General features: G+C 66.7%; 18 protein-coding genes and 1 tRNA gene. 14 read left to right on the forward strand and 5 right to left on the reverse strand.

The window, feature by feature from the left end:
• Window positions 1-10: 10 nt before the first annotated feature.
• Window positions 11-148 (reverse strand): 50S ribosomal protein L34, encoded by a 138-nt coding sequence (rpmH, locus tag CHC08_RS40995; RefSeq protein WP_089212786.1) that lies wholly within the window; start codon window positions 146-148, stop codon window positions 11-13.
• Between the two features lie 533 nt (window positions 149-681).
• On the opposite strand from rpmH, the gene dnaA reads away from it, so the two are divergent.
• The 12 genes from dnaA to CHC08_RS41050 all read left to right on the forward strand — a co-directional run bounded on the left by dnaA (window position 682) and on the right by CHC08_RS41050 (window position 15,290).
• Window positions 682-2,418, forward strand: coding sequence for a chromosomal replication initiator protein DnaA (dnaA, locus tag CHC08_RS41000; RefSeq protein WP_420823609.1), 1,737 nt, complete (start codon window positions 682-684; stop codon window positions 2,416-2,418).
• A 574-nt stretch (window positions 2,419-2,992) separates the two neighbouring features.
• Complete coding sequence (gene dnaN / locus CHC08_RS41005) at window positions 2,993-4,132, forward strand: DNA polymerase III subunit beta (RefSeq protein ID WP_089212788.1); 1,140 nt, start codon at window positions 2,993-2,995, stop codon at window positions 4,130-4,132.
• Window positions 4,133-4,207: 75 nt separating this feature from the next.
• A complete protein-coding gene (locus tag CHC08_RS41010; RefSeq protein WP_089212802.1) occupies window positions 4,208-4,939 on the forward strand; it encodes a 3-keto-5-aminohexanoate cleavage protein in 732 nt (243 codons plus the stop codon).
• 32 nt (window positions 4,940-4,971) lie between these two features.
• Entirely contained in the window at window positions 4,972-5,913 is a 942-nt protein-coding gene (gene gnd, locus CHC08_RS41015) for a phosphogluconate dehydrogenase (NAD(+)-dependent, decarboxylating) (protein ID WP_089212789.1), read from the forward strand.
• A 102-nt stretch (window positions 5,914-6,015) separates the two neighbouring features.
• A complete protein-coding gene (gene recF, locus CHC08_RS41020; RefSeq protein ID WP_089212790.1) occupies window positions 6,016-7,221 on the forward strand; it encodes a DNA replication/repair protein RecF in 1,206 nt (401 codons plus the stop codon).
• Complete coding sequence (locus CHC08_RS52075; protein ID WP_245878883.1) at window positions 7,211-7,975, forward strand: DciA family protein; 765 nt, start codon at window positions 7,211-7,213, stop codon at window positions 7,973-7,975. The genes recF and CHC08_RS52075 overlap by 11 nt, the downstream gene beginning before the upstream one ends.
• Window positions 7,976-8,267: 292 nt before the next feature.
• Window positions 8,268-10,211: a DNA topoisomerase (ATP-hydrolyzing) subunit B gene (gene gyrB, locus CHC08_RS41030; RefSeq protein WP_089212792.1), complete on the forward strand. Its 1,944-nt coding sequence runs from the start codon at window positions 8,268-8,270 to the stop codon at window positions 10,209-10,211.
• A 31-nt stretch (window positions 10,212-10,242) separates the two neighbouring features.
• Entirely contained in the window at window positions 10,243-12,753 is a 2,511-nt protein-coding gene (gyrA, locus tag CHC08_RS41035; protein WP_089212793.1) for a DNA gyrase subunit A, read from the forward strand.
• A 72-nt stretch (window positions 12,754-12,825) separates the two neighbouring features.
• Window positions 12,826-13,479 carry a DUF3566 domain-containing protein gene (locus CHC08_RS41040; protein ID WP_089212803.1) on the forward strand — a complete coding sequence of 218 codons (654 nt, stop codon included), beginning with the start codon at window positions 12,826-12,828 and terminating at the stop codon, window positions 13,477-13,479.
• Window positions 13,480-13,618: 139 nt separating this feature from the next.
• Window positions 13,619-13,692: transfer RNA gene (locus tag CHC08_RS41045), tRNA-Ile, on the forward strand.
• A gap of 181 nt (window positions 13,693-13,873) precedes the next feature.
• Complete coding sequence (locus CHC08_RS48905; protein WP_143653560.1) at window positions 13,874-14,323, forward strand: hypothetical protein; 450 nt, start codon at window positions 13,874-13,876, stop codon at window positions 14,321-14,323.
• Between the two features lie 199 nt (window positions 14,324-14,522).
• Entirely contained in the window at window positions 14,523-15,290 is a 768-nt protein-coding gene (locus tag CHC08_RS41050; protein ID WP_089212794.1) for a hypothetical protein, read from the forward strand.
• 283 nt (window positions 15,291-15,573) lie between these two features.
• Here CHC08_RS41050 and CHC08_RS48910 read toward each other — a convergent pair whose 3' ends face one another.
• The 4 genes from CHC08_RS48910 to CHC08_RS41065 all read right to left on the reverse strand — a co-directional run bounded on the left by CHC08_RS48910 (window position 15,574) and on the right by CHC08_RS41065 (window position 18,572).
• Window positions 15,574-15,762 (reverse strand): hypothetical protein, encoded by a 189-nt coding sequence (locus tag CHC08_RS48910; protein WP_143653561.1) that lies wholly within the window; start codon window positions 15,760-15,762, stop codon window positions 15,574-15,576.
• Between the two features lie 78 nt (window positions 15,763-15,840).
• Window positions 15,841-16,617, reverse strand: coding sequence for an ABC transporter permease (locus CHC08_RS41055; RefSeq protein WP_089212795.1), 777 nt, complete (start codon window positions 16,615-16,617; stop codon window positions 15,841-15,843).
• On the reverse strand, window positions 16,614-17,552 hold the full coding sequence (locus CHC08_RS41060; RefSeq protein ID WP_089212796.1) for an ATP-binding cassette domain-containing protein: 939 nt from the start codon (window positions 17,550-17,552) through the stop codon (window positions 16,614-16,616). The genes CHC08_RS41055 and CHC08_RS41060 overlap by 4 nt, the downstream gene beginning before the upstream one ends.
• Window positions 17,553-17,594: 42 nt before the next feature.
• Complete coding sequence (locus CHC08_RS41065) at window positions 17,595-18,572, reverse strand: hypothetical protein (protein WP_218825734.1); 978 nt, start codon at window positions 18,570-18,572, stop codon at window positions 17,595-17,597.
• Between the two features lie 205 nt (window positions 18,573-18,777).
• On the opposite strand from CHC08_RS41065, the gene CHC08_RS41070 reads away from it, so the two are divergent.
• Complete coding sequence (locus tag CHC08_RS41070; RefSeq protein WP_089212797.1) at window positions 18,778-19,467, forward strand: MarR family transcriptional regulator; 690 nt, start codon at window positions 18,778-18,780, stop codon at window positions 19,465-19,467.
• Between the two features lie 387 nt (window positions 19,468-19,854).
• The coding region (locus CHC08_RS41075) for a nuclear transport factor 2 family protein (protein ID WP_143653562.1) at window positions 19,855-20,077 on the forward strand (223 nt) is incomplete at its 3' end.

Genomic DNA, 20,077 nt, shown 5'->3' on the forward strand with positions numbered 1-20,077 from the left:
AACGGATGCGTCAGGCGGACAGCTCGACGCGGCCCTTGCGCCGACGGGCGGCCAGGATGGCACGGCCGGCGCGAGTGCGCATGCGGAGACGGAAGCCGTGAGTCTTCGCGCGACGGCGGTTGTTCGGCTGGAAAGTACGCTTGGTCACGAGTGGGCTCCAGGCTTAAGCGCATCCCCAGCACATGGGGACGCTCGACAGTGGCTGGCTTACCGGAAGCGGGGCATGCGAAATAGCCGTCGCGTGGCAAGCCGACCTTCGTACGTTAGGGGTCACGCGTGTCCCAGGTCAAACCGGGGGGCACGCCTATATAGGTTATCCACCTTTCCACAGGCCACTTTTCCACCGGCGCCTCGCCATCCACAGGATGTGCACGCAGTGTCCCTCGTGCTGCCACTAGGCTGTGGACAACGTCTTGTCCACAGCTGGGGACAGGGCTACTGTCGTCCCTTCCAGACCTTCTCTCTACTGCGAGAATGCGCCAGGGCCGCAGGTATCAGACTGTGCACACCTTGTGGATTCGATGTGGATTTCGAACAGTGCCCCCGGCGGGGCCACGGGGACGCCGGCATGTGGACAACAGCGGAATCCGGCACGCCCGGCGGCCATCGGTGTGGATAAACAGATCGCGGTGAACTAAGGCGGGACCGCGTCGGGAGGAGGAGAGCCGGACCATGGATGGAATGGATCTCAGCGCGGTATGGGCACGGGCGTTGGAGAACTCCCTCAACGAGAGCGTCCCCTCCCAGCAGCGCGTCTGGCTCAGCATGACCCGGCCCTTCGGCCTCATGAACGACACCGTGGTCCTGGCCGCCCCCACCGATTTCGCCAGAGATGTCCTGGAAAATAAGCTTCGTCCGCTTATCAGCCACGCACTCTCCAAGGAGTTCGGCCGCCCGATGCGGGTCGCGGTCATGGTGGACCCCGCCGCGGCCGGTTCGGAGCCCGGCCTCGCCCCTCGCCAGGAGCCTTATCCCCAGGCACCGCAGACGAGTTATACACAGGGCAACGGACCGCAGCAGAGTTATACACAGTCGGTAACTCCCCAGCACCACAACGGTTCTGGCCTGCAGCACCCCTATCCGACCCCCGGGCCCGCCGCCCCTCCGTCCACCGAATATCCACAGCATCAACCACAGGGCCAGCCGTTCTCCTACCCGTACCAGCACGTGGAGGAGTCCCCTCAGCCCTACCTCCCCGCGGAGCCCTCCCCACAGCCACCGCAGGGGGAGCCGAACTCCGGATACGGCCGCGGCGGCTACACCCCGCAACCCTCTCCTCCGCGCCCCGAACCGGACACCTTCGACCGCGGCGCGCAGAACCCGGGCCCCAGCCACGTGCAGAACAGGTGGGACAGCCGCGGCAGCCGTACGCAGGGAGAGCCAGCCCGGCTGAACCCGAAGTACACCTTTGACACCTTTGTTATCGGCTCCAGCAACCGGTTCGCCCACGCGGCGGCGGTCGCGGTGGCCGAGGCGCCGGCCAAGGCGTACAACCCGCTGTTCATCTACGGTGACTCGGGTTTGGGCAAGACCCACCTGCTGCACGCGATCGGCCACTACGCGCAGAGCCTCTACGACGGCGCGCGGGTGAGATACGTGAGCTCGGAGGAGTTCACCAACGACTTCATCAACTCCATCCGCGACCACAAGGCAGACGGCTTCCGCAGCCGCTACCGGGCCGTGGACATCCTGCTTGTGGACGACATCCAGTTCCTGGAGGGCAAGGAGCAGACGCAGGAGGAGTTCTTCCACACCTTCAACACGCTGCACAACGCCAACAAGCAGATCGTCATCTCCAGCGACCGGGCGCCCAAGCAGCTGGTCACGCTGGAAGACCGGCTCCGCAACCGGTTCGAGTGGGGCCTGATCACCGACGTCCAGCCGCCCGAGCTGGAGACCCGCATCGCGATCCTGCGCAAGAAGGCGATCCAGGAGGGCCTGGCCGCCCCGCCCGAGGTGCTCGAATACATCGCCAGCCGCATCTCCACCAACATCCGCGAGCTCGAGGGCGCCCTGATCCGGGTGACCGCGTTCGCCAGCCTGAACCGGCAGTCGGTGGATCTGCAGCTCGCCGAGGTCGTGCTCAAGGACCTGATCACCGAGGACGCCGGCTCCGAGATCACCGTAGCCACGATCATGGCCTCCACCGCGGCCTACTTCGGGCTGTCGATCGACGATCTGTGCGGCGGGTCACGCTCGCGCGTCCTGGTCACCGCCCGCCAGATCGCGATGTATCTGTGCAGGGAACTCACCGACATGTCGCTGCCGAAGATCGGCCAGCAGTTCGGCGGCCGCGACCACACCACGGTCATGCACGCCGACCGCAAGATCCGCTCCCTGATGGCCGAGCGTCGCTCGATCTACAACCAGGTCAACGAACTCACCACCAGGATCAAGCAGCAGTCGCGCAATGGATGAGGATTTCCCTCGCGTGATGCACAGGCTGTGGAAAACCTTGTGGATCATTGGCACGGCCGTGGCAAAAGAGCGCCATCGGAGCACCCAACCATGATCATCCGGGAGGTCAGCGTCCCGAACCCCGTTCGGGACGTGGGGATAACTCTGGGGAGAACTTGGGGACAACTTGGGGACAACTCGTGGATAACCTGTGGGGACCCTGTGAAGAGAGTTTTCCCCAGGGACAAAACGACCTCTTACCCGGTGGACAACCTGGGGAAACCTCGTGGATAACCGGTGGACAGAGGACCCAAGATCTGGGGATGGCCTGTGTGTACAACTCGGTTCTCCCCAGGCCCAAGAGTTCTCCACACCGTTCACCCACAGGCCCGGTGGATGAAAAAACAGGGTCTGAGCTGCGGAAACAACGGCTTTCCACAGTATCCACCGCCCCTAATGCGATGACCACTTGTATCTCTCAATAGGAAACCCAAGAGCCATAAGAGGGTTCCGGGAGAGCGCAGGTGCGGGACAGTGAACACTTGAACCCCAGGCACCGAGCGAACGGCGCTCGATACACAGGAGGCAGATCCACGTGATGTTCCGGGTCGACCGAGACGTGCTCGCTGAGGCGGTCGCATGGACGGCGCGCAGTCTGCCTGCGCGCCCCTCCGTGCCGGTGCTGGCCGGCATGCGTCTCGAAGTCACCGAAGACGGGCAGCTCAAGCTCTCCGGCTTCGACTACGAGGTCTCCGCCGAGGTGACCCTCGAACTGCAGACGGGCGAGGCAGGCGTCGTGCTCGTCTCCGGCAGGCTGCTCGCCGAGATCACCAGGGCGCTGCCCGCACAACCGGTGGAATTTGTTGTGGAGGGCGCGAAGGCCGTCGTCACCTGTGGCAGCGCGCGGTTCACCCTTCTCACCATGCCTGTGGAGGACTACCCGTCCCTGCCGGCCATGCCCCCGGCCGCGGGACGGATCGGCAGCGACGTGTTCGCCTCGGCCGTCGGCCAGGTCGCCGTGGCCGCAGGCAAGGACGACACCCTGCCGATGCTCACCGGCGTGCGCGTGGAGATCGAGGGCGACACGGTCACCCTGGCGGCGACCGACCGCTACCGCCTCGCCGTACGAGAGCTGAAGTGGCAGCCGGACCAGCCCGACTTCTCCGCGATCGCCATGATCCCCGGCAAGACCCTCGCCGACACGGCCAAGGCCCTGGGCAACACCGGTGCCGAGATCGAGATCGCGATGAGCTCGGTCGGCGGCACCGGCGAAGGCATGATCGGCTTCTCCAGTGCCGGCCGCCGCACCACCACCCGGCTGCTCGACCCCGAGTTCCCCAAGTACCGCTCGCTGCTGCCGACCGAGTTCTCCGCCCGCGCCGACCTGCCGACGAGCGTCTTCGTCGAGGCCGTCAAGCGCGTGGCCCTGGTCGCCGAGCGCAACACCCCCGTCCGGCTGGCCTTCCGCGGCGACGAGGTCGTCCTGGAGGCGGGCAGCGGCGACGAGGCCCAGGCGGTCGAGGTGCTCGCGGTCGACTTCGAGGGCGACGACATCAACATCGCCTTCAACCACCAGTTCCTGCTGGAGGGGCTCGGCGCGATCGACTCCGATGTGGCGCGCCTGCAGATGACCACGTCCACCAAGCCCGCCATCCTCACCGGTGGCAAGCCTGTGGACGACGGCGGGGTTCCCGACTACCGCTACCTGATCATGCCCATCCGCCTCTCCAGCTGATCCGGCACGCTGGGCGGCGAGCCGGACCGAGACGCGGGAGCGGATGTGGACGCGGAGGCGGAGGCGAGGCATGGGATGACCATGATCAAAGCCTGTCTCAACGGAAACAGGAGACCCGGCGACCACCCGGCCCTCCCTGTGACACCCCTGGAGCTCGCTGAAGCGGCCCGTGAGGCGCGTGAGGCGGGTGCGGACGCCGTGCACATGCATCCGCGCGACGCGACGGGCAGGGAGTCACTCAGCGCCGTCCACATCGGCGCGGCCGTCCGCACGGTGCGGCAGGCGTGTCCCGGGTTTCCCGTCGGGGTCAGCACGGGCCTGTGGATAACCGGCGGGGACGTCGAGGCGCGGCGCGAGGCCGTACAGGGCTGGGCCGAGCTGGAGCCGCGGGACCGGCCGGATTTCGCGTCGGTGAACCTCGCTGAAGAGGGCTTCTCCGACCTGTGGCAGGATCTGCGGCGGCTCGGAGTGGGTGTGGAGGCCGGTGTCTGGTCTGTGGACGACGCCGACGCGCTCGCCGCGACCGGGCTGGAGTGCCTGCGGGTGCTCGTCGAGATCATCGGCGGCTCCGCGGACACGTCCGTGTCCCGGGCACACGCGGTGCTCGCCCGCCTTGACCACCTGGGCGTTCCCGGGCCCAGGCTCCTCCACGGAGAGGAAGCCCCGGCCTGGATACTTGTGGACGAGGCGGGGCAGTTGGGTCTGGCCACGCGCATCGGCCTGGAGGATGTCCTCCACAGCCCTGTGGGCGATCCGGTTGACGGAAACGCCGAGCTGGTACGGCTCGCGCGGGCACGCCTGACGTAGGTGGATGATGGAACCCTGAAGGGGGTGCTCGTATGCAGATCGGCATGGTTGGGCTGGGCAAAATGGGCGGCAAAATGGCAGAGCGCCTGCGCCGCGGTGGCCACGACGTCGTCGGTTACGACCGCGATCCCGCGGTCAGTGACGTCTCAAGCCTGAAGGAGCTCATGGAGCGTCTTCAGGAGCCGCGCGCGGTGTGGGTCATGGTGCCCTCGGGGCCGCCGACCCACGCGACGATCGAGGAGCTCGGCAACCTGATGTCGCCCGGCGACATCCTCGTCGACGGCGGCAACTCGCACTACGTGGACGACCAGAGGCACGGCGCCTACCTCGGGACCAAGCAGATCGGCTTCGTCGACTGCGGCGTGAGCGGGGGCGTGTGGGGCCTGCAGAACGGCTACGCCCTGATGGTCGGCGGCTCGAAGGAGAACGTCGACCGGATGATGCCGGTCTTCGACACCCTCAAGCCCGAGCAGGACGGCTTTGTCCACGCCGGCGAGATCGGCGCGGGTCACTTCGCCAAGATGGTCCACAACGGCATCGAGTACGGCATGATGCAGTCCTTCGCCGAGGGCTGGGAGCTGCTTGAGGCCTCCGACATCGTGACCGACGTGCCCGGCGCCTTCAAGAGCTGGCGGACCGGCACGGTCATCCGCTCCTGGCTGCTCGACCTGCTGGTCCGCGCGCTCGACGAGGACCCGGCCCTGGAAGAGCTCGAGGGATACGCGCAGGACTCGGGCGAGGGCCGCTGGACGGTGCAGGCGGCCGTGGACCACGCGGTCCCGCTGCCGGTCATCACCGCCGCGCTGTACGCCAGGTTCGCCTCCCGCCAGGACGACTCGCCGGCCATGAAGGTCGTCGCGGCCCTGCGCAACCAGTTCGGCGGGCACGCCGTCACCTCCAAGGAGGGCTCGGTGGCCAAGGGCGCCGACTCCCCCGGCGCCGATGTCGTCCCGCCTGTGGAGGCCCAGAAGTAATCCCACGTTCGTACGGCTTGCGCCCATACCTTTTCCACAGGGGCAAGCCGTACAAACGTGGCGAGGCCCCAGTGACGGGCGTGGCCGACTAATCTTCCTGAGGTGCATGTCGCCAGCCTCTCCCTGACCGACTTCCGTTCCTACGAATCCGTTGACCTCGGGCTGGAGCCGGGGGTCACCGCCTTCGTCGGGCCCAACGGGCAGGGCAAGACCAACCTGGTCGAGGCCCTCGGCTACGTGGCGACACAGTCCAGCCACCGGGTCGCCAACGACGGCCCGCTGGTACGGCAGGGCGCGGCGCGGGCGATCATCCGGTCGGTTGTGATGCGCGAGGACCGGCGGGCGCTGATCGAGCTGGAGCTCAACCCGGGGAAGGCCAACCGGGCCCGGCTGAACCGCTCGCCCGTGGCCCGCCCGCGCGACGTCATCGGCCTGCTGCGCACGGTCCTGTTCGCTCCCGAGGACCTGTCCATGGTCAAGGGCGACCCCTCGGAGCGGCGCCGGTTCCTGGACGATCTCCTGGTGGCCAGGACTCCCCGGTTCGCGGGGGTTCGCGCCGACTACGACCGGGTGCTCAAGCAGCGCGGGGCCCTGCTGCGCACGGCCGCGCAGGCGCGGAGGGGCAGCCGGAGCGGGCGCAGGGCCGAGAGCGAGGCGGCGTTCGCCGCGGCCGGGGCGGGAGACCCGTTGAGCACCCTTGAGGTCTGGGACGCCCATCTGGCCAGGCACGGCGCGGAGCTGCTCGCGGCCAGGCTGGAGCTGGTGGAGGTCCTGCGGCCGCTGGTCGCGGCCTCCTACGCCTCCCTCGCACCCGACTCCGCCTCCGCCAACCTGGAGTATCGCGGCACGTTGTCCACAGGCCTGGGGACGGACCGCGCCGACGGTTCTAGCGACGCCGGCGTCGACCGCACCGCTCTCGAGGAGCAGATTCGGGCCGCCCTGCTGGAGGTCCGGAGCTCCGAGCTCGAACGCGGCATCACCCTGGTCGGCCCGCACCGCGACGATCTGTTCCTCGGCCTGGGAGAGCTGCCCGCGCGCGGCTACGCCAGCCACGGCGAGTCGTGGTCGTTCGCACTGGCGCTCCGGCTTGCCGCCTACGACCTCCTGAAGGCCGACGGCGGCGACCCGGTGCTGATCCTCGACGACGTCTTCGCCGAGCTGGACAACCGGCGACGGCGCCGCCTGGCCGAGATGGTCGCCCCCGCGGAGCAGGTGCTGATCACCGCGGCGGTTCCCGATGACGTGCCGGCCGAGCTGGCCGGATCCCGGTTCGACGTGGCGGAAGGTGGCGTGACCCGTGTCCGATAAGACACCGTCCGAGCTCAGGTTGGTCAGGAGTCCGGCGCCGGGATCGGCCCAGGGCTCCAAGCCCGGATCGGCCCAGGGGCCGGAGCGGGGATCTTCCCGGGGTTCCGAGCCGGGACCGACCCGGAGCCCGGCGCCCGGATCGGCCCAGGGTCCGAAGCTGGAACTGGTCAAGAGCTCCGAACCGGGATCGGCCAAGGCCCCCGCCTCGGATCCGGAGCGGGGATCCGATGCGGGATCAGGATCGGGGTCGGGATCGGGGTCGGCCAAGAGTGCGGCGGCCAAGGGCGCGGCGATGGCGAGGGAGAAACTGGCCCAGGCCAAATCGGACGCGGCCAAACGGGGTCAGCTGCCACGCCGCGAGCCGCGGCGCAAGGCGTACGGACCGCGCAGGGACTCCGGGGATCCCCAGCTTTTCGGCCGGGCCATAGCGGACCTTCTGGCCGACCGCGGCTGGGAGCAGCCCGCCGCGGTGGGCGGGGTGTTCGGCCGCTGGCACGAGATCGTCGGCCCCGACATGGCGGCCCACACCACGCCGGAGACCTTCGCCGACGGCGAGGTTCTTGTGGTCGCCGACTCCACGGCTTGGGCGACCCAGGTGAGATTGCTCGCCAGGACGCTGGTCAGAAGGTTGAATGAGGAGCTTGGGGACGGAACGGTACAGCGCGTGAAGGTGCGCGGACCCCAGAACGGCCCCCGTCCCAGCGGCGGTCTGAGGGTCACCGGAAGCCGCGGCCCGGGCGACACATACGGCTGATCGATCACACAGAAACGGATCAGTGGCCCGTCTGGCGTGGTGACCCCCATCCCCGTAGGGGGATGTTTGAGATGATGATCGTCGCGCGACAGAGGCTTCTAGAGGCCGTCAATGCCACACGATGTGTTCCGAGCCGCTAGAATGAAATTGAATTCCGGACACGTCCGTTTGCGTGTCACCCCGGCGTATGCGCCGATCCCTGGGTGAGCGCATCGGGGCATTCATGACGGTGACGGGCACGGCGGGGCCATGTGTTCCCGCGCCGCGTGTCCGCGGCAGGAGGATTTCGCACTTGTCCTACGACGCTAGCTCAATCACCGTTCTCGAAGGGCTTGAGGCGGTCCGTAAGCGCCCAGGCATGTACATCGGTTCGACCGGAGAGCGTGGTCTCCACCACCTCGTCTACGAGGTTGTGGACAACTCCGTCGACGAAGCCCTGGCAGGACATGCCGACAGGATCGAGATCACACTGCTCGCAGACAACGGTGTGCGAGTTGTGGACAACGGCCGAGGCATTCCCGTAGGAATCGTCCCCGGCGAGAACCGGCCGGCGGTCGAGGTCGTCCTGACCGTGCTGCACGCGGGTGGAAAGTTCGACGACAAGTCCTACGCGGTCTCCGGCGGTCTGCACGGCGTCGGCGTCTCGGTGGTCAACGCCCTGTCCAGGAAACTCGACGTGGAGATCCGCACCGAGGGTCACTACTGGCGGCAGAACTACGCCGACACCCGGCCGATCGCTCCCCTGGCCAAGGGGGAGAAGACCGACGAGACCGGCACCTCGATCACCTTCTGGGCCGACGAGACCATCTTCGAGACCACGACGTGGCACTTCGAGACGCTCACGCGCCGCTTTCAGGAGATGGCCTTCCTCAACAAGGGCCTGACGATCTCCATCAGGGACGAGCGGCCCGACTTCGTCAACGGCGAGCCCAAAGAGGTCACCTACCGGTATGAAGGCGGCCTCTCCGACTTCGTCAAGCACCTCAACGCCAAGAAGGAGCCCGCTCACCTCTCGGTGATCGACTTCGAGGAGAACGGCGAGGGCATCGCGGTCGAGATCGCCATGCAGTGGAACAACTCCTACAGCGAGTCGGTCTACACCTTCGCCAACACGATCAACACCGCCGAGGGCGGCACCCACGAGGAGGGCTTCCGCGCGGCGCTGACGTCGATCGTCAACCGCTACGCGCGCGAGCAGAAGTTCCTCAAGGAGGGCAAGGACGACAACCTGGCCGGTGAGGACATCCGCGAGGGTCTCACCGCGATCATCTCGGTGAAGCTGGCCGACCCGCAGTTCGAGGGCCAGACCAAGACCAAGCTGGGCAACACCGAGGCCAAGTCGTTCGTCCAGAAGGCCTGCAACGACCATCTGCGCGACTGGTTCGAGCGCAACCCCGGCGAGGCCAAGGACATCATCACCAAGTCCCTGCAGGCCTCCCGTGCCCGCCTCGCGGCCCGCCAGGCCCGCGACCTGACCCGGCGCAAGTCGCTGCTGGAGTCGGGGTCAGGCCTGCCGGGCAAGCTGGCCGACTGCCAGTGGAGCGACCCGGAGAAGTGCGAGCTCTACATCGTCGAGGGTGACTCGGCGGGTGGCTCGGCCAAGGGCGGTCGCGACTCCAAGTTCCAGGCGATCCTCCCGATCCGCGGCAAGATCCTCAATGTCGAGAAGGCACGGATCGACAGGGTCCTCCAGAACAACGAGGTCCAGGCGCTGATCACCGCGATGGGCACCGGTGTGCACGACGAGTTCGACATCGCCAAGCTGCGGTATCACAAGCTCATCCTGATGGCGGACGCCGACGTCGACGGTCAGCACATCACGACCCTGCTGCTGACCCTGCTGTTCCGCTTCATGAGGCCGCTGATCGAGGCCGGGCACGTCTACCTCTCGCAGCCGCCGCTCTACAAGATCAAGTGGGACCGGAGAGGCGACGACGCCTCCTACGCCTACTCCGACCGGGAGCGTGACGCGGTCATCCAGGCCGGCATCGACTCGGGCAAGCCCGACCCCCGGCCCCGTGACAACGTGCAGCGCTTCAAGGGTCTGGGCGAGATGAACGCCTCCCAGCTCTGGGAGACCACCATGAACCCCGACACCCGCTTGCTCCTGCAGGTCACCCTTGATGACGCCGCTCAGGCCGACGAGCTGTTCAGCGTGCTCATGGGTGAGGACGTCGAAGCCCGCCGCTCCTTCATCATCAGGAACGCCCGGGACGTCCGATTCCTCGACGTGTAGCGGTAGCCGTACCAGAAAAGGATTTTGACCTGTGACGGAAGTGAACACTCCGCCTGGACCTCCGATCGATCGCGTCGAACCGGTGGACATCCAGTCCGAGATGCAGCGCAGCTACATGGACTACGCGATGTCGGTCATCGTCTCGCGTGCCCTGCCGGACGTCCGAGACGGTTTCAAACCGGTCCACCGCCGTGTCCTGTACGCCATGTACGACGGCGGCTACCGGCCCGACCGTGGTTATTTCAAGTGTTCCCGTGTCGTCGGTGACGTCATGGGCTCCTACCACCCGCACGGTGACTCCTCCATCTACGGCACCGTCGTGCGAATGGCCCAGCCCTGGGCGCTGCGCTACCCGCTGGTCGACGGGCAGGGCAACTTCGGCTCGCCGGGCAACGACCCGCCGGCGGCGATGCGATACACCGAGTGCAAGCTCGCGCCGATCGCCATGGAGATGCTGCGCGACATCGACAAGGACACCGTCGATCTCGTGCCCAACTACGACGGGCGCTCCCAGGAGCCCGTGGTCCTGCCGGCGCGGTTCCCGAACCTGCTGGTCAACGGATCGGCCGGAATCGCGGTCGGTATGGCGACCAGCATCCCGCCGCACAACCTGCGGGAGGTGTCCGAGGGGGTCAAGTGGTGCCTGCAGAACCCCGAGGCCACCGACGAGGAGCTCCTCGAAGCGCTGATCGCCAGGGTCAAGGGGCCCGACTTCCCCACCGGCGCGCTGATCGTCGGCCGCCGGGGCATCGACGACGCCTACCGGACCGGTCGCGGTTCGATCACCATGCGGGCGATCGTGGAGGTCGAGGAGGACGCCAAGGGCCGCCAGTGCCTGGTCATCACCAAGCTGCCCTACCAGGTCAACCCGGACAACCTCGCGCTGACGATCGCCGAGTCCGTGAAGGACGGCCGGATCACCGGTATCGCCGACGTCCGTGACGAGAGCTCCTCCCGGGTCGGCCAGCGTCTGGTGATCGTGCTCAAGCGCGACGCGGTCGCCAAGGTCGTGCTGAACAACCTCTACAAGCACACCCAGCTGCAGACCACCTTCGGCGCCAACATGCTGGCCCTGGTCGACGGCGTCCCGCGTACGCTCCGGCTCGACCAGTTCGTCCGCCACTACGTCTCGCACCAGATCGAGGTCGTGGTCCGCCGGACGAAGTATCTGCTGCGCAAGGCCGAGGAGCGGGCGCACATCCTGCGTGCCCTGCTGCGGGCCCTCGACCGGATGGACGAGGTCATCGCCCTGATCCGGCGGTCGGCATCGGCGTCCGCGGCTCAGGGCGGCCTGATGACGCTGCTGGAGATCGACGAGATCCAGGCGCAGGCCATCCTCGACATGCAGCTGCGCAAGCTGGCGGCTCTGGAGCGCCAGCAGATCACCGACGAGTACGACGCGCTGATGGCGCACATCATCGACTACCAGGACATCCTGGCCTCGCCCGAGCGGCAGCGGACGATCGTCTTCGACGAGCTTTCCGAGATCGTGGCGAAGTACGGCGACGAGCGCCAGACGGAGATCATCGCCTACGAGGGCGACATGTCCATCGAGGACCTCCTCGCCGAAGAGGACATGGTCGTCACGATCACCCGCGGTGGCTACGCCAAGCGCACCAACACCGACCTTTACCGGGCGCAGAAGCGCGGCGGCAAGGGTGTGCGCGGCGCGCAGCTGCGCCAAGACGACATCGTCGACCACTTCTTCGTCACGACGACCCACCACTGGCTGCTGTTCTTCACGAACAAGGGCCGGGTCTACCGGGTCAAGGCCTACGAGCTGCCCGACTCCGGCCGGGACGCCCGTGGCCAGCACCTGGCGAACCTGCTGGCCATGCAGCCGGACGAGGTCGTCATGGAGGTCCTGGACCTCCGCGACTACGAGGTCGCTCCCTACCTCGTGCTGGCGACCCGAAGCGGTCTGGTGAAGAAAACTCGCCTTTCCGAATACGACTCGCCGCGCACGGGTGGCCTCATCGCCATCAACTTGCGCGAAGATGACGAGGTGATCGCCGCCAGGCTGGTATCGGAGGAGGACGACCTCCTCCTGGTCTCTCGCGGAGCTCAGTCCATTCGCTTCACGGCCTCCGACGAGGCGCTGCGGCCGATGGGCCGGGCGACCAGCGGTGTGATCGGCATGCGTTTCCTCGACGGAGACGAGCTGCTGGCCATGAACCGGATGGCAGACGGCGACCACGTGCTGATCGCGACCGAGGGCGGCTATGCCAAGCGCACCCCTGCCGAGCAATATCCTTTGCAGGGAAGAGGCGGAAAGGGCGTCCTGACGGCCAAGATCGTCAGCGCTCGTGGCAAGCTGGTTGGCGCGGCCATGGTCAGGCCCGAGGACGAGGTCTTCGCGATCACGTCCGCCGGCGGGGTTATCCGGACCAGTGCAGGGGAGATCAAGCAGTCCGGCCGCCAGACCATGGGGGTGCGTCTGATGAATCTCGCGGAGGGGGACAGCGTCGTGGCTCTCGCCCGAAACGCCGAGGCTTTGGAAGCAGAGACTTTGGAAACTGAGGAAAACGGGGAAGGGGAGTAGCCCGTGAATGCTCAGTCCAATCCGGGTCCACGTCCGGCCTCGTCATCGACACGCGATCAGGTGACGGAGAAGATGGACAAGACCGCTGAAACGAATGTCGTCGAGGTGGTCGAGTCACCGGCCGACGGTAGTGCGCCCAAGCCGGGGACCGATGATTCGGTAACCGACGAGCCCAAGGGCAGGCAGAGCGTGACGGCGATCGAGGACAACAAAAAGCAGGGCGAATCCACGGTACGGATCCGCCCGGCGGAGCCGAGCCGTACCCCGTGGTCGCCGGGGGGGCTTTCGTCTCCCCATGCTCCTCCGGAGGGTGCGGACAAGAAGGCGACTCAGGACTCGGCTCCTCGGCCGCCGCGCAAGGCACACCTGGTGCTGCGTCGCATCGAGCCGTGGTCGGCCATGAAGTTCAGCTTCGTGGTCTCGCTGGTCTGCTTTGTGGTGCTGTTCATCGCGGTCGCGGTTCTTTACATGGTTCTGTCTGGGCTTGGGGTGTTCGAGAACATCATCCAGACGGTGAACCAGCTGACGACGGCCGACGGCAAGTCCACCAGCGGTGTGGACGTCGCCTCCTGGTTCGAGCCGGTCCGCATCCTTGGCTACACCGCCCTGATCGGCGCGGTGAACGTGGTGCTGATCACCGCCATGTCGACCCTCGGCGCGGTGATCTACAACATCGCCTCCGACCTGGTCGGCGGCGTGGAGGTCACCTTCAGCGAGGCCGAGTAGGCAACCTGCCGCCATGTCCCCGGTTTGAGAGCCGGGGACATGGCGCGAGCGGGCGTCAGAACAGGGTAAGCTTTTCCCTGTTCGAGTGAACGGATTCGTCCTCGCCAAGCGAGTGCGGCACCGTTCGTTGTGTGTACGAGGGGCTATAGCTCAGACGGTTAGAGCGCTTCCCTGATAAGGAAGAGGTCCCAGGTTCAAGTCCTGGTAGCCCCACACAGTTCAGAGGCCATTTCCCACCAAGGGAAGTGGCCTTTTTGATCTTCCGGGTGACTAAGTGAGTGACTAAGGTCGTATCTCGTCCGAAGGTCACGAGCTACAGCCGGAACACTGAGCCTCCCCGTCCCGAGGTCCGCCCGGAGGATGAGCGGTTGTGGGGTCCTGGGGGATATGGGCGATGAAGCACCGCGCGCTGTTGTGCTGGATGGGTGCCATCCTTCTGTCCACCCTTCCTAACTGGGCTTTGTTGCCAGTAGATACAGAGATTCACATCTGCGCCTATCTGAACGCCGAAGACGGATACACCGGTCGTGATGTGCTCGGTCTGGGTTTCGGCGCGATGGCCACTCTTCTTCCCCCTGCTTTGATAGCGCTGGCCGTGGCCGCACGGCGATCACTGCCCCAAAGGGGCCGACTCCTGGCCTGGATAGGAGCGGGCGGAGCGCTCGTGACAGCTGCTTACTACGCACTATCGACCATTGCGTTCTTCTCCCCCTATTGCCCTGAGGGTTCGCAGGGGCCTGGGTTCGTGCTCCCGCTCTACGGCGCTATTGCTGCGCTCGTCCTGATCGCCGGCGTGCCACGAGCCGAAGACAAGCCCAACGCGGAGGCCGAGACGCGGTCATGAACAGCGTTCAAGCCTGCGGGAAGATCTGATCCATAGCCTCGGCATCGCCCTGATGATCTAGAGCCCTTCAAAGATCAGTGCAGGTGCTGATCGAGTGTCCAGTCCCTTGGGATGCCGATGCAGCGAGGTGACCATGGGCCCGGTAATGTAGCGATCTTCGGCTGGCGCAAGCTCCCGGAGTCCTTGAAGGCGAACACCCATGATGAATCTTGACCAGACGCCTGAACGCCTTCGTCTCGACGCCGCGCTGAAGCGCATGGCCGTCACTTTCCGCGGCATGACCGCCCGTCCCGACGAGAACAACTGCGAGTGCCACTGGGGCAGCGCGGAAGACCTCGCCCAGTTGAAGGTGCCGGATGTGGAGTTGAATCTCGACCTTCTGCATGCCACCTGGCGGGCCAAGGACTGGGATGACCACGCATCCGTGCTGCGCCGCATTCTGCCCCAGTTCTCCACGGCCCTCGTCAGCGGCCTTGTCGAGCCTTTCTCCGGCATGGAGGAGGTCGGGCATTCACTCGCTTCCGGCCATTGGCAGCTGTGGCCTGCCGAGCAGGCCACAGCGGTGCGGGAGTTCCTGCACGCCTGGTGGGCCCAAATTCTCACCGACCCGGATCCCGCTGTGCCCGCACATGAGGTCCTCGCCCTATGTGCCGAAGCCGCCGGCACGCTCAGCCCATGGCTACAGGTCTGGGAAGCGCAGACGCACGCCGTGGCCGATCATCACCTGGCCGAAGCGGTGGCGCACTGGGAGCGCGACTTACTGAGAGACCAACTCCCCTGGGAGACCTGGAACTGGGAGGACGAGGAAGAGCCGCGTGCCGAGTTGACGGCCTGGCTGATCCGCCACGCCCCTGCCCGACTGCACGCTCAGAATGCCCCCGAAGAACTGCTCCACCGGGTGCGACTGCTCGGCCTCGCCGGCCCCGCCCGCTGGGAGGATCCACACTGGCCCAACCGTAGCTACTGAGCCACCGCCTACCGCTAATTCCTGTACTCGGTCTCCTCGAAAGGCTGTGCTGATCGAGGTGTCTCGTCTCACTTGATGCTTGACGCTTTGGCATCGGATGATGCTTGACACTCCTAGCTGCTGTTTCGCTGTCCAGCATGCGCCTTGGACGTGATCAGGAAACCAGCACGGAGGTGCGGAGGATTACAGCTGCACGTGTGATCTCACCACGATGAGGTCGCCCGCACGGTAAAGGACGGGACCCGGGGTGCGGACAGGGCCGTCTGCCTCATCACCCTGATCCCTAGCCAATCTTTCGCTGCCTGGTATGCGCCTTGGACTTGATTCGCGTGATCTCCTGGGTCGTGGTCCGAGGCACCACCCGCAGCGGTTCGCCGTTGTCGTGGATGGCGATGCGGGTGTCGTCGACGGTCACGTCGAGGATCTTGCGGGCGTGCACCCGACCGATGTGGATCTTCTGGTCGACGACCATGATGCCGCCGCGGATGGAGACCGTGCGCTGCAGGAGCGCGACGGGTTCTTCGGCCGGCGGTGAGCAGCTCGCCGAGATCTAGCGGGCGGGGTCGCGGTTGTAGAGCTTTCTGGCCCACACGTAGCCGACCAGGGCGATGCCGGCGCTCCATGCGATGGCGACGGTCGCGTTGTCGCCCATCGGGGTGCCGAGCAGCAGGGATCGCAGGGTCTCGATGAGCGGGGTGAACGGCTGGTGCTCGGCGAACCAGCGCAACGCGCCGGGCATGGAGTCGGTGGGGACGAAGCCGCTGCCGAACAGGGGCAGGAACATCAGCGGCATGGGGATGTTGCTGGCGATCTCGACAGTGGGAGAGAGCAGGCCGAGCGCGGCCGACAACCAGGTGAGGCCGAGGACGAACAGGGTCAGGATGCCGAGCGCGGCGAGCCACTGCAGAGGGCCGGTGGTCGAGCGGAACCCGAGAAGTACGGCGATGCCGGTGACGACGGCGACCCCGAGCAGGGTCTGGATCATGCTGCCGAGCACGTGACCGGTCGGGACGGAGGCGCGGGTGATGGCCATGGTCCGGAAGCGGGCAACGATGCCCTCGGTCATGTCGGTTGCGACGGTCACCGCGGTGGCGGTGGTGGCTGAGGCGACCGTCATCAGGATGATGCCGGGGGTGACATAGGCGAGATAGTCGGCGCGGCCACCTGCCTGGCCGAGCCCCGCGCCGAGGGTGCCGCCGAAGACGTAGACGAACAGCAGCAGGAAGACGATCGGCATGCCGATGATCATGAGGGTGAGGGTGGGGTAGCGGAGCATGTGCCTCAGGTTGCGGCGCAGCATCGTGGCCGAGTCGTGGAGCGCGTTCATCGGGCGGATTCGCTTTCCTGGGTGAGGGCGAGGAAGACGTCGTCGAGGTCGGGGGTGTGGACGGCCAGTTCGTCGACGGTGACGGAGGCGCCGTCGAGCCAGTCGAGCAGCGCTCGCAGCGATCTGATGCCGCCGTCGCTGGGGACGTGCAGGGTGAGCGTCTCCTCTTCGCGGGAGATCGGGCGCAGCCCCTGAGACGCCGTCTCGAAGCCGTGTGGGTCGGCGAAACGCAGGCTGACGTGGCCGCCGGGGACCAGGCGTTTGAGTTCTTCCGCGGTGCCTTGGGCGACCATCTTGCCGTGGTCGAGCACGGCGATCCGGTCGGCGAGCTGGTCGGCTTCTTCCAGGTACTGGGTGGTGAGGAAGATGGTGACGCCGTGGTCGGCGACGAGGCCGCGGATGATCTGCCACATGGTGCGGCGGCTGCGCGGGTCCAGGCCGGTGGTGGGCTCGTCGAGGAAGATGATGCGGGGGGCGCCGACGAGGGTCATGGCGAGGTCGAGGCGGCGTCGCATGCCGCCGGAGTAGGTCGCGGCGGGTTTGCCGGCGGCCTCGGCCAGGTCGAACTGCTCGAGCAGTTCCCGCGCCTGCTCGCGGCCCCGGGATCGGCCCAGGTGGTGCAGGTCGGCCATGAGGCGGAGGTTCTCCTCACCGGTGAGCAGGCCGTCCACCGCGGAGTACTGGCCGGTGACGCCGATCGCGGCGCGTACGGCCTGGGCTTCCCTGGTCAGGTGGTGGCCGGCCACCCGGACGTCGCCGCCGTCGGCGGAGATGAGCGTCGAGAGGATCTTCACCATGGTGGTCTTGCCTGCGCCGTTGGGGCCGAGGAGGGAGAAGACGGTGCCGGCCGGGATGTCCAGGTCGACGCCGTCGAGTACGAGGTGCTTGCCGTAGGCCTTGCGCAGGCCGGTGGTGGAGATCGCCGGGTCGGTCATGATCGGGTCCTTGAAGGTCGGGTGTGGGCTCGGGGCGGCGTTTCAGGCTGAGGTGGCGATCAGCGGGCGGGGCCCCGCGTCGATGGCCTGCCGTACGGCTCGCCTGGCCGCGATGATCGTCCAGGCGGTGGTGAGCGCGGTGACCAGCGCCGTCGCGGCGAAGGTGGCGAGGGTGGCCGAATCAGGGTGGATCAGGGACTGGCCGCGTGCGGCCTGCCAGGTCACGACGGCGACCAGGCCGCTGTAGCCGAGGGCGGCGGAACCCACCAGACGGGCACGCACTCGCTCGTCCCGCAACCAGGCGTACCGGGTGGCCAGGGCGGCCAGGACCGCGGTGAGGACGAGCAGCACCTGGATGCCGTGCAGGCCGAAGAAGTGCGGGACGCGGAAGTCTCCACCGGTGACGCTCCAGTTGGTGAGGGGCATGCCGTGGCCGTCGGGGTCGCCGATGCCGTGGCCCTGGTACATGGGGATCTGGGCACCGTTGGCGTCGGTGACCGTACGGGGATGGATGTCGGTGACCATCCAATAGAGCGGGATGAGCATGCCTACGGTGGCCAGCCCCAGTCCGGCGCGGATCGCGCGGGTGAGCGCGGGACCGGCGGTGCGCTGGACCAGCACCATGATCCCGATGATCAGTTGCGCGATCAGGATGATCATCACGCCGTAGGTGAGGAACGGGACTAGGGCCAGGGTGACGGGATCGCTCTGGTCGGCGTTGAAGTGACTGATGGTGCCACGGGCCGCCTGCAGGGTGATGACGCCGACCTCGACGGTCGCGGCGACGGCGAACACGGTGCCGACCCACCAGCCCAGCCGCCTGCCCTTGGTCAGCTTCGACAGCAGCCAGGCGAGCGTCCCGGCGTAGAGGCCGAAGGCGAAGCCGAACTTCAACGGTTTGACCCACACCGACTCACCCAGCAGCGTGCGGTCGTCGATCAGCAAACCGGCAAGGCAGACGAACATCAGGGTGCACATAAGGCCCGCGCAGATCAGCAGCGGACGATGCCAGGACTTCACAGGAACTCCGATCAAGCTTTTCGTTTCGATATGCAAAAAGCTAGCTTGCATTCAGATATTCGTCAACGATGAATCTGCTGGTTGAGTGGGTAAATACGGAGTAATTGCAATGGACTGTCGATGAATGCAAGTGGCTGACTTGCAATGAGATGAGGGTGGATGCAAGACTGCCCGTCCGTGCGGACGCGACCAGGAAGGCACATCCATGCCCGGAGGCAGGCTGACCCACCAGGACCGCCGGCAGATCGCCGACGGCCTGGCGGAAGGGCTCACCTATACCGAGATCGCCGTCCGCCTGGACCGGCCGCTGTCCACCGTCACGCGTGAAGTGGCCCGCAACGGCGGACCCGAGGGCTACCAGGCAGACCAGGCGCACGAGGCCACCCGGGAACGCGCCAGGAGGAGCCAGCCTGCCCCTGGGGAACGCGACGTCGAGGCGGTCGACGCCGTGGAGGAACAGTTCATCGAGATCTTGATCAGCACCGGTCTGTCGCGGATGACCGCCCGCGTGCTCGCCAGCCTCTACCTCACCGACAGCGGCAGCCTTACCGCCGCCGAACTCACCCGGCACCTTCAGGTCAGCCCGGCCTCCGTCTCCAAGGCCATCGGCGAGCTCGAACAGCAGGAGATGGTCCGCCGCGAACGCGACCCGCGCAGGCGCCGCGACCGCTACATCATCGACGCCGACGCGCTCTTCCGCGCCTGGATGGCCGGCGCTCGCCAGAACGCCCTGCTGGCCGACTTCGCCCGCCGGGCGGCTGAGACCCTCGGGGCCGCCTCGCCCGCAGGGGGCCGGCTGGGGGACGTCGGCGACTTCTTCGACCACGTCGGCCAGGCGATGCTGCAGGCGGCCGAGCAGTGGCGCGAGGCCCACAACGCCAAGCAAGAGCTGTGAACGGCCGATGCTGCTTTAAAAAGATCGAGCAACTATCGGTGACCGCCCGAGACGTGCTCGCCGAGATTGATGACTCCCGCCTGCCCGAGGCAGCCTAGCGATGGACGGCTGAACCTATCTCCAGCTTCCACGAGGGTGAGGCCGCCAGTCACCGGTCGTCGCCGGCCCGCTGCCGTTCCGCGGTGGGGTCGACGGCAAACGGGATGGACAAGCGGAACGTAAGCGTCAGGCCCGGCGAGCGCGGCAAGGGTCTACACGAATTTGCCTCGGCTGGGAGATTGCTGGGCATCCCTGGCGTGCCCGCGACGGCCTCGTGGTCCATAGTCGGCCTACTCGTGGATAGCGTGATATATGGGTTGATATATCGACCGCGGAGGGGGAACATCCATGGTCGACAAGTGGGAAATCAAGCGCGGGATGGCCGACGCGATCAACGCCCATGACGTGCATCGGTTGCTCGATCTCTTTACCGAGGATGCCATCTTTGTCTCTCCCGTAGGAATGGCAGAGGGGCACGAACAGATCGCGTGGCTCTTTGAGCAATTCTTCAAGGGATTTCCGGACCTCCACCTAACGGTGTGGTACGAGGCCACCGACACCGACAACCCCA

It is taken from the genome of Streptosporangium subroseum (genome assembly GCF_900188345.1).
GTDB lineage: Bacteria > Actinomycetota > Actinomycetes > Streptosporangiales > Streptosporangiaceae > Streptosporangium > Streptosporangium subroseum.

Excerpts from the sequence above, each read along its gene's own strand:
- dnaA (WP_420823609.1), top strand. The coding sequence starts at position 682 with ATGGATCTCAGCGCGGTATGGGCACGGGCGTTGGAGAACTCCCTCAAC.
- CHC08_RS41010 (WP_089212802.1), top strand. The coding sequence starts at position 4,208 with ATGACCATGATCAAAGCCTGTCTCAACGGAAACAGGAGACCCGGCGAC.
- gnd (WP_089212789.1), top strand. The coding sequence starts at position 4,972 with ATGCAGATCGGCATGGTTGGGCTGGGCAAAATGGGCGGCAAAATGGCA.
- CHC08_RS41040 (WP_089212803.1), top strand. The coding sequence starts at position 12,826 with ATGGACAAGACCGCTGAAACGAATGTCGTCGAGGTGGTCGAGTCACCG.
- CHC08_RS48905 (WP_143653560.1), top strand. The coding sequence starts at position 13,874 with ATGAAGCACCGCGCGCTGTTGTGCTGGATGGGTGCCATCCTTCTGTCC.
- CHC08_RS41050 (WP_089212794.1), top strand. The coding sequence starts at position 14,523 with ATGATGAATCTTGACCAGACGCCTGAACGCCTTCGTCTCGACGCCGCG.
- CHC08_RS48910 (WP_143653561.1), bottom strand. The coding sequence starts at position 15,762 with ATGGTCGTCGACCAGAAGATCCACATCGGTCGGGTGCACGCCCGCAAG.
- CHC08_RS41055 (WP_089212795.1), bottom strand. The coding sequence starts at position 16,617 with ATGAACGCGCTCCACGACTCGGCCACGATGCTGCGCCGCAACCTGAGG.
- CHC08_RS41060 (WP_089212796.1), bottom strand. The coding sequence starts at position 17,552 with ATGACCGACCCGGCGATCTCCACCACCGGCCTGCGCAAGGCCTACGGC.
- CHC08_RS41070 (WP_089212797.1), top strand. The coding sequence starts at position 18,778 with ATGCCCGGAGGCAGGCTGACCCACCAGGACCGCCGGCAGATCGCCGAC.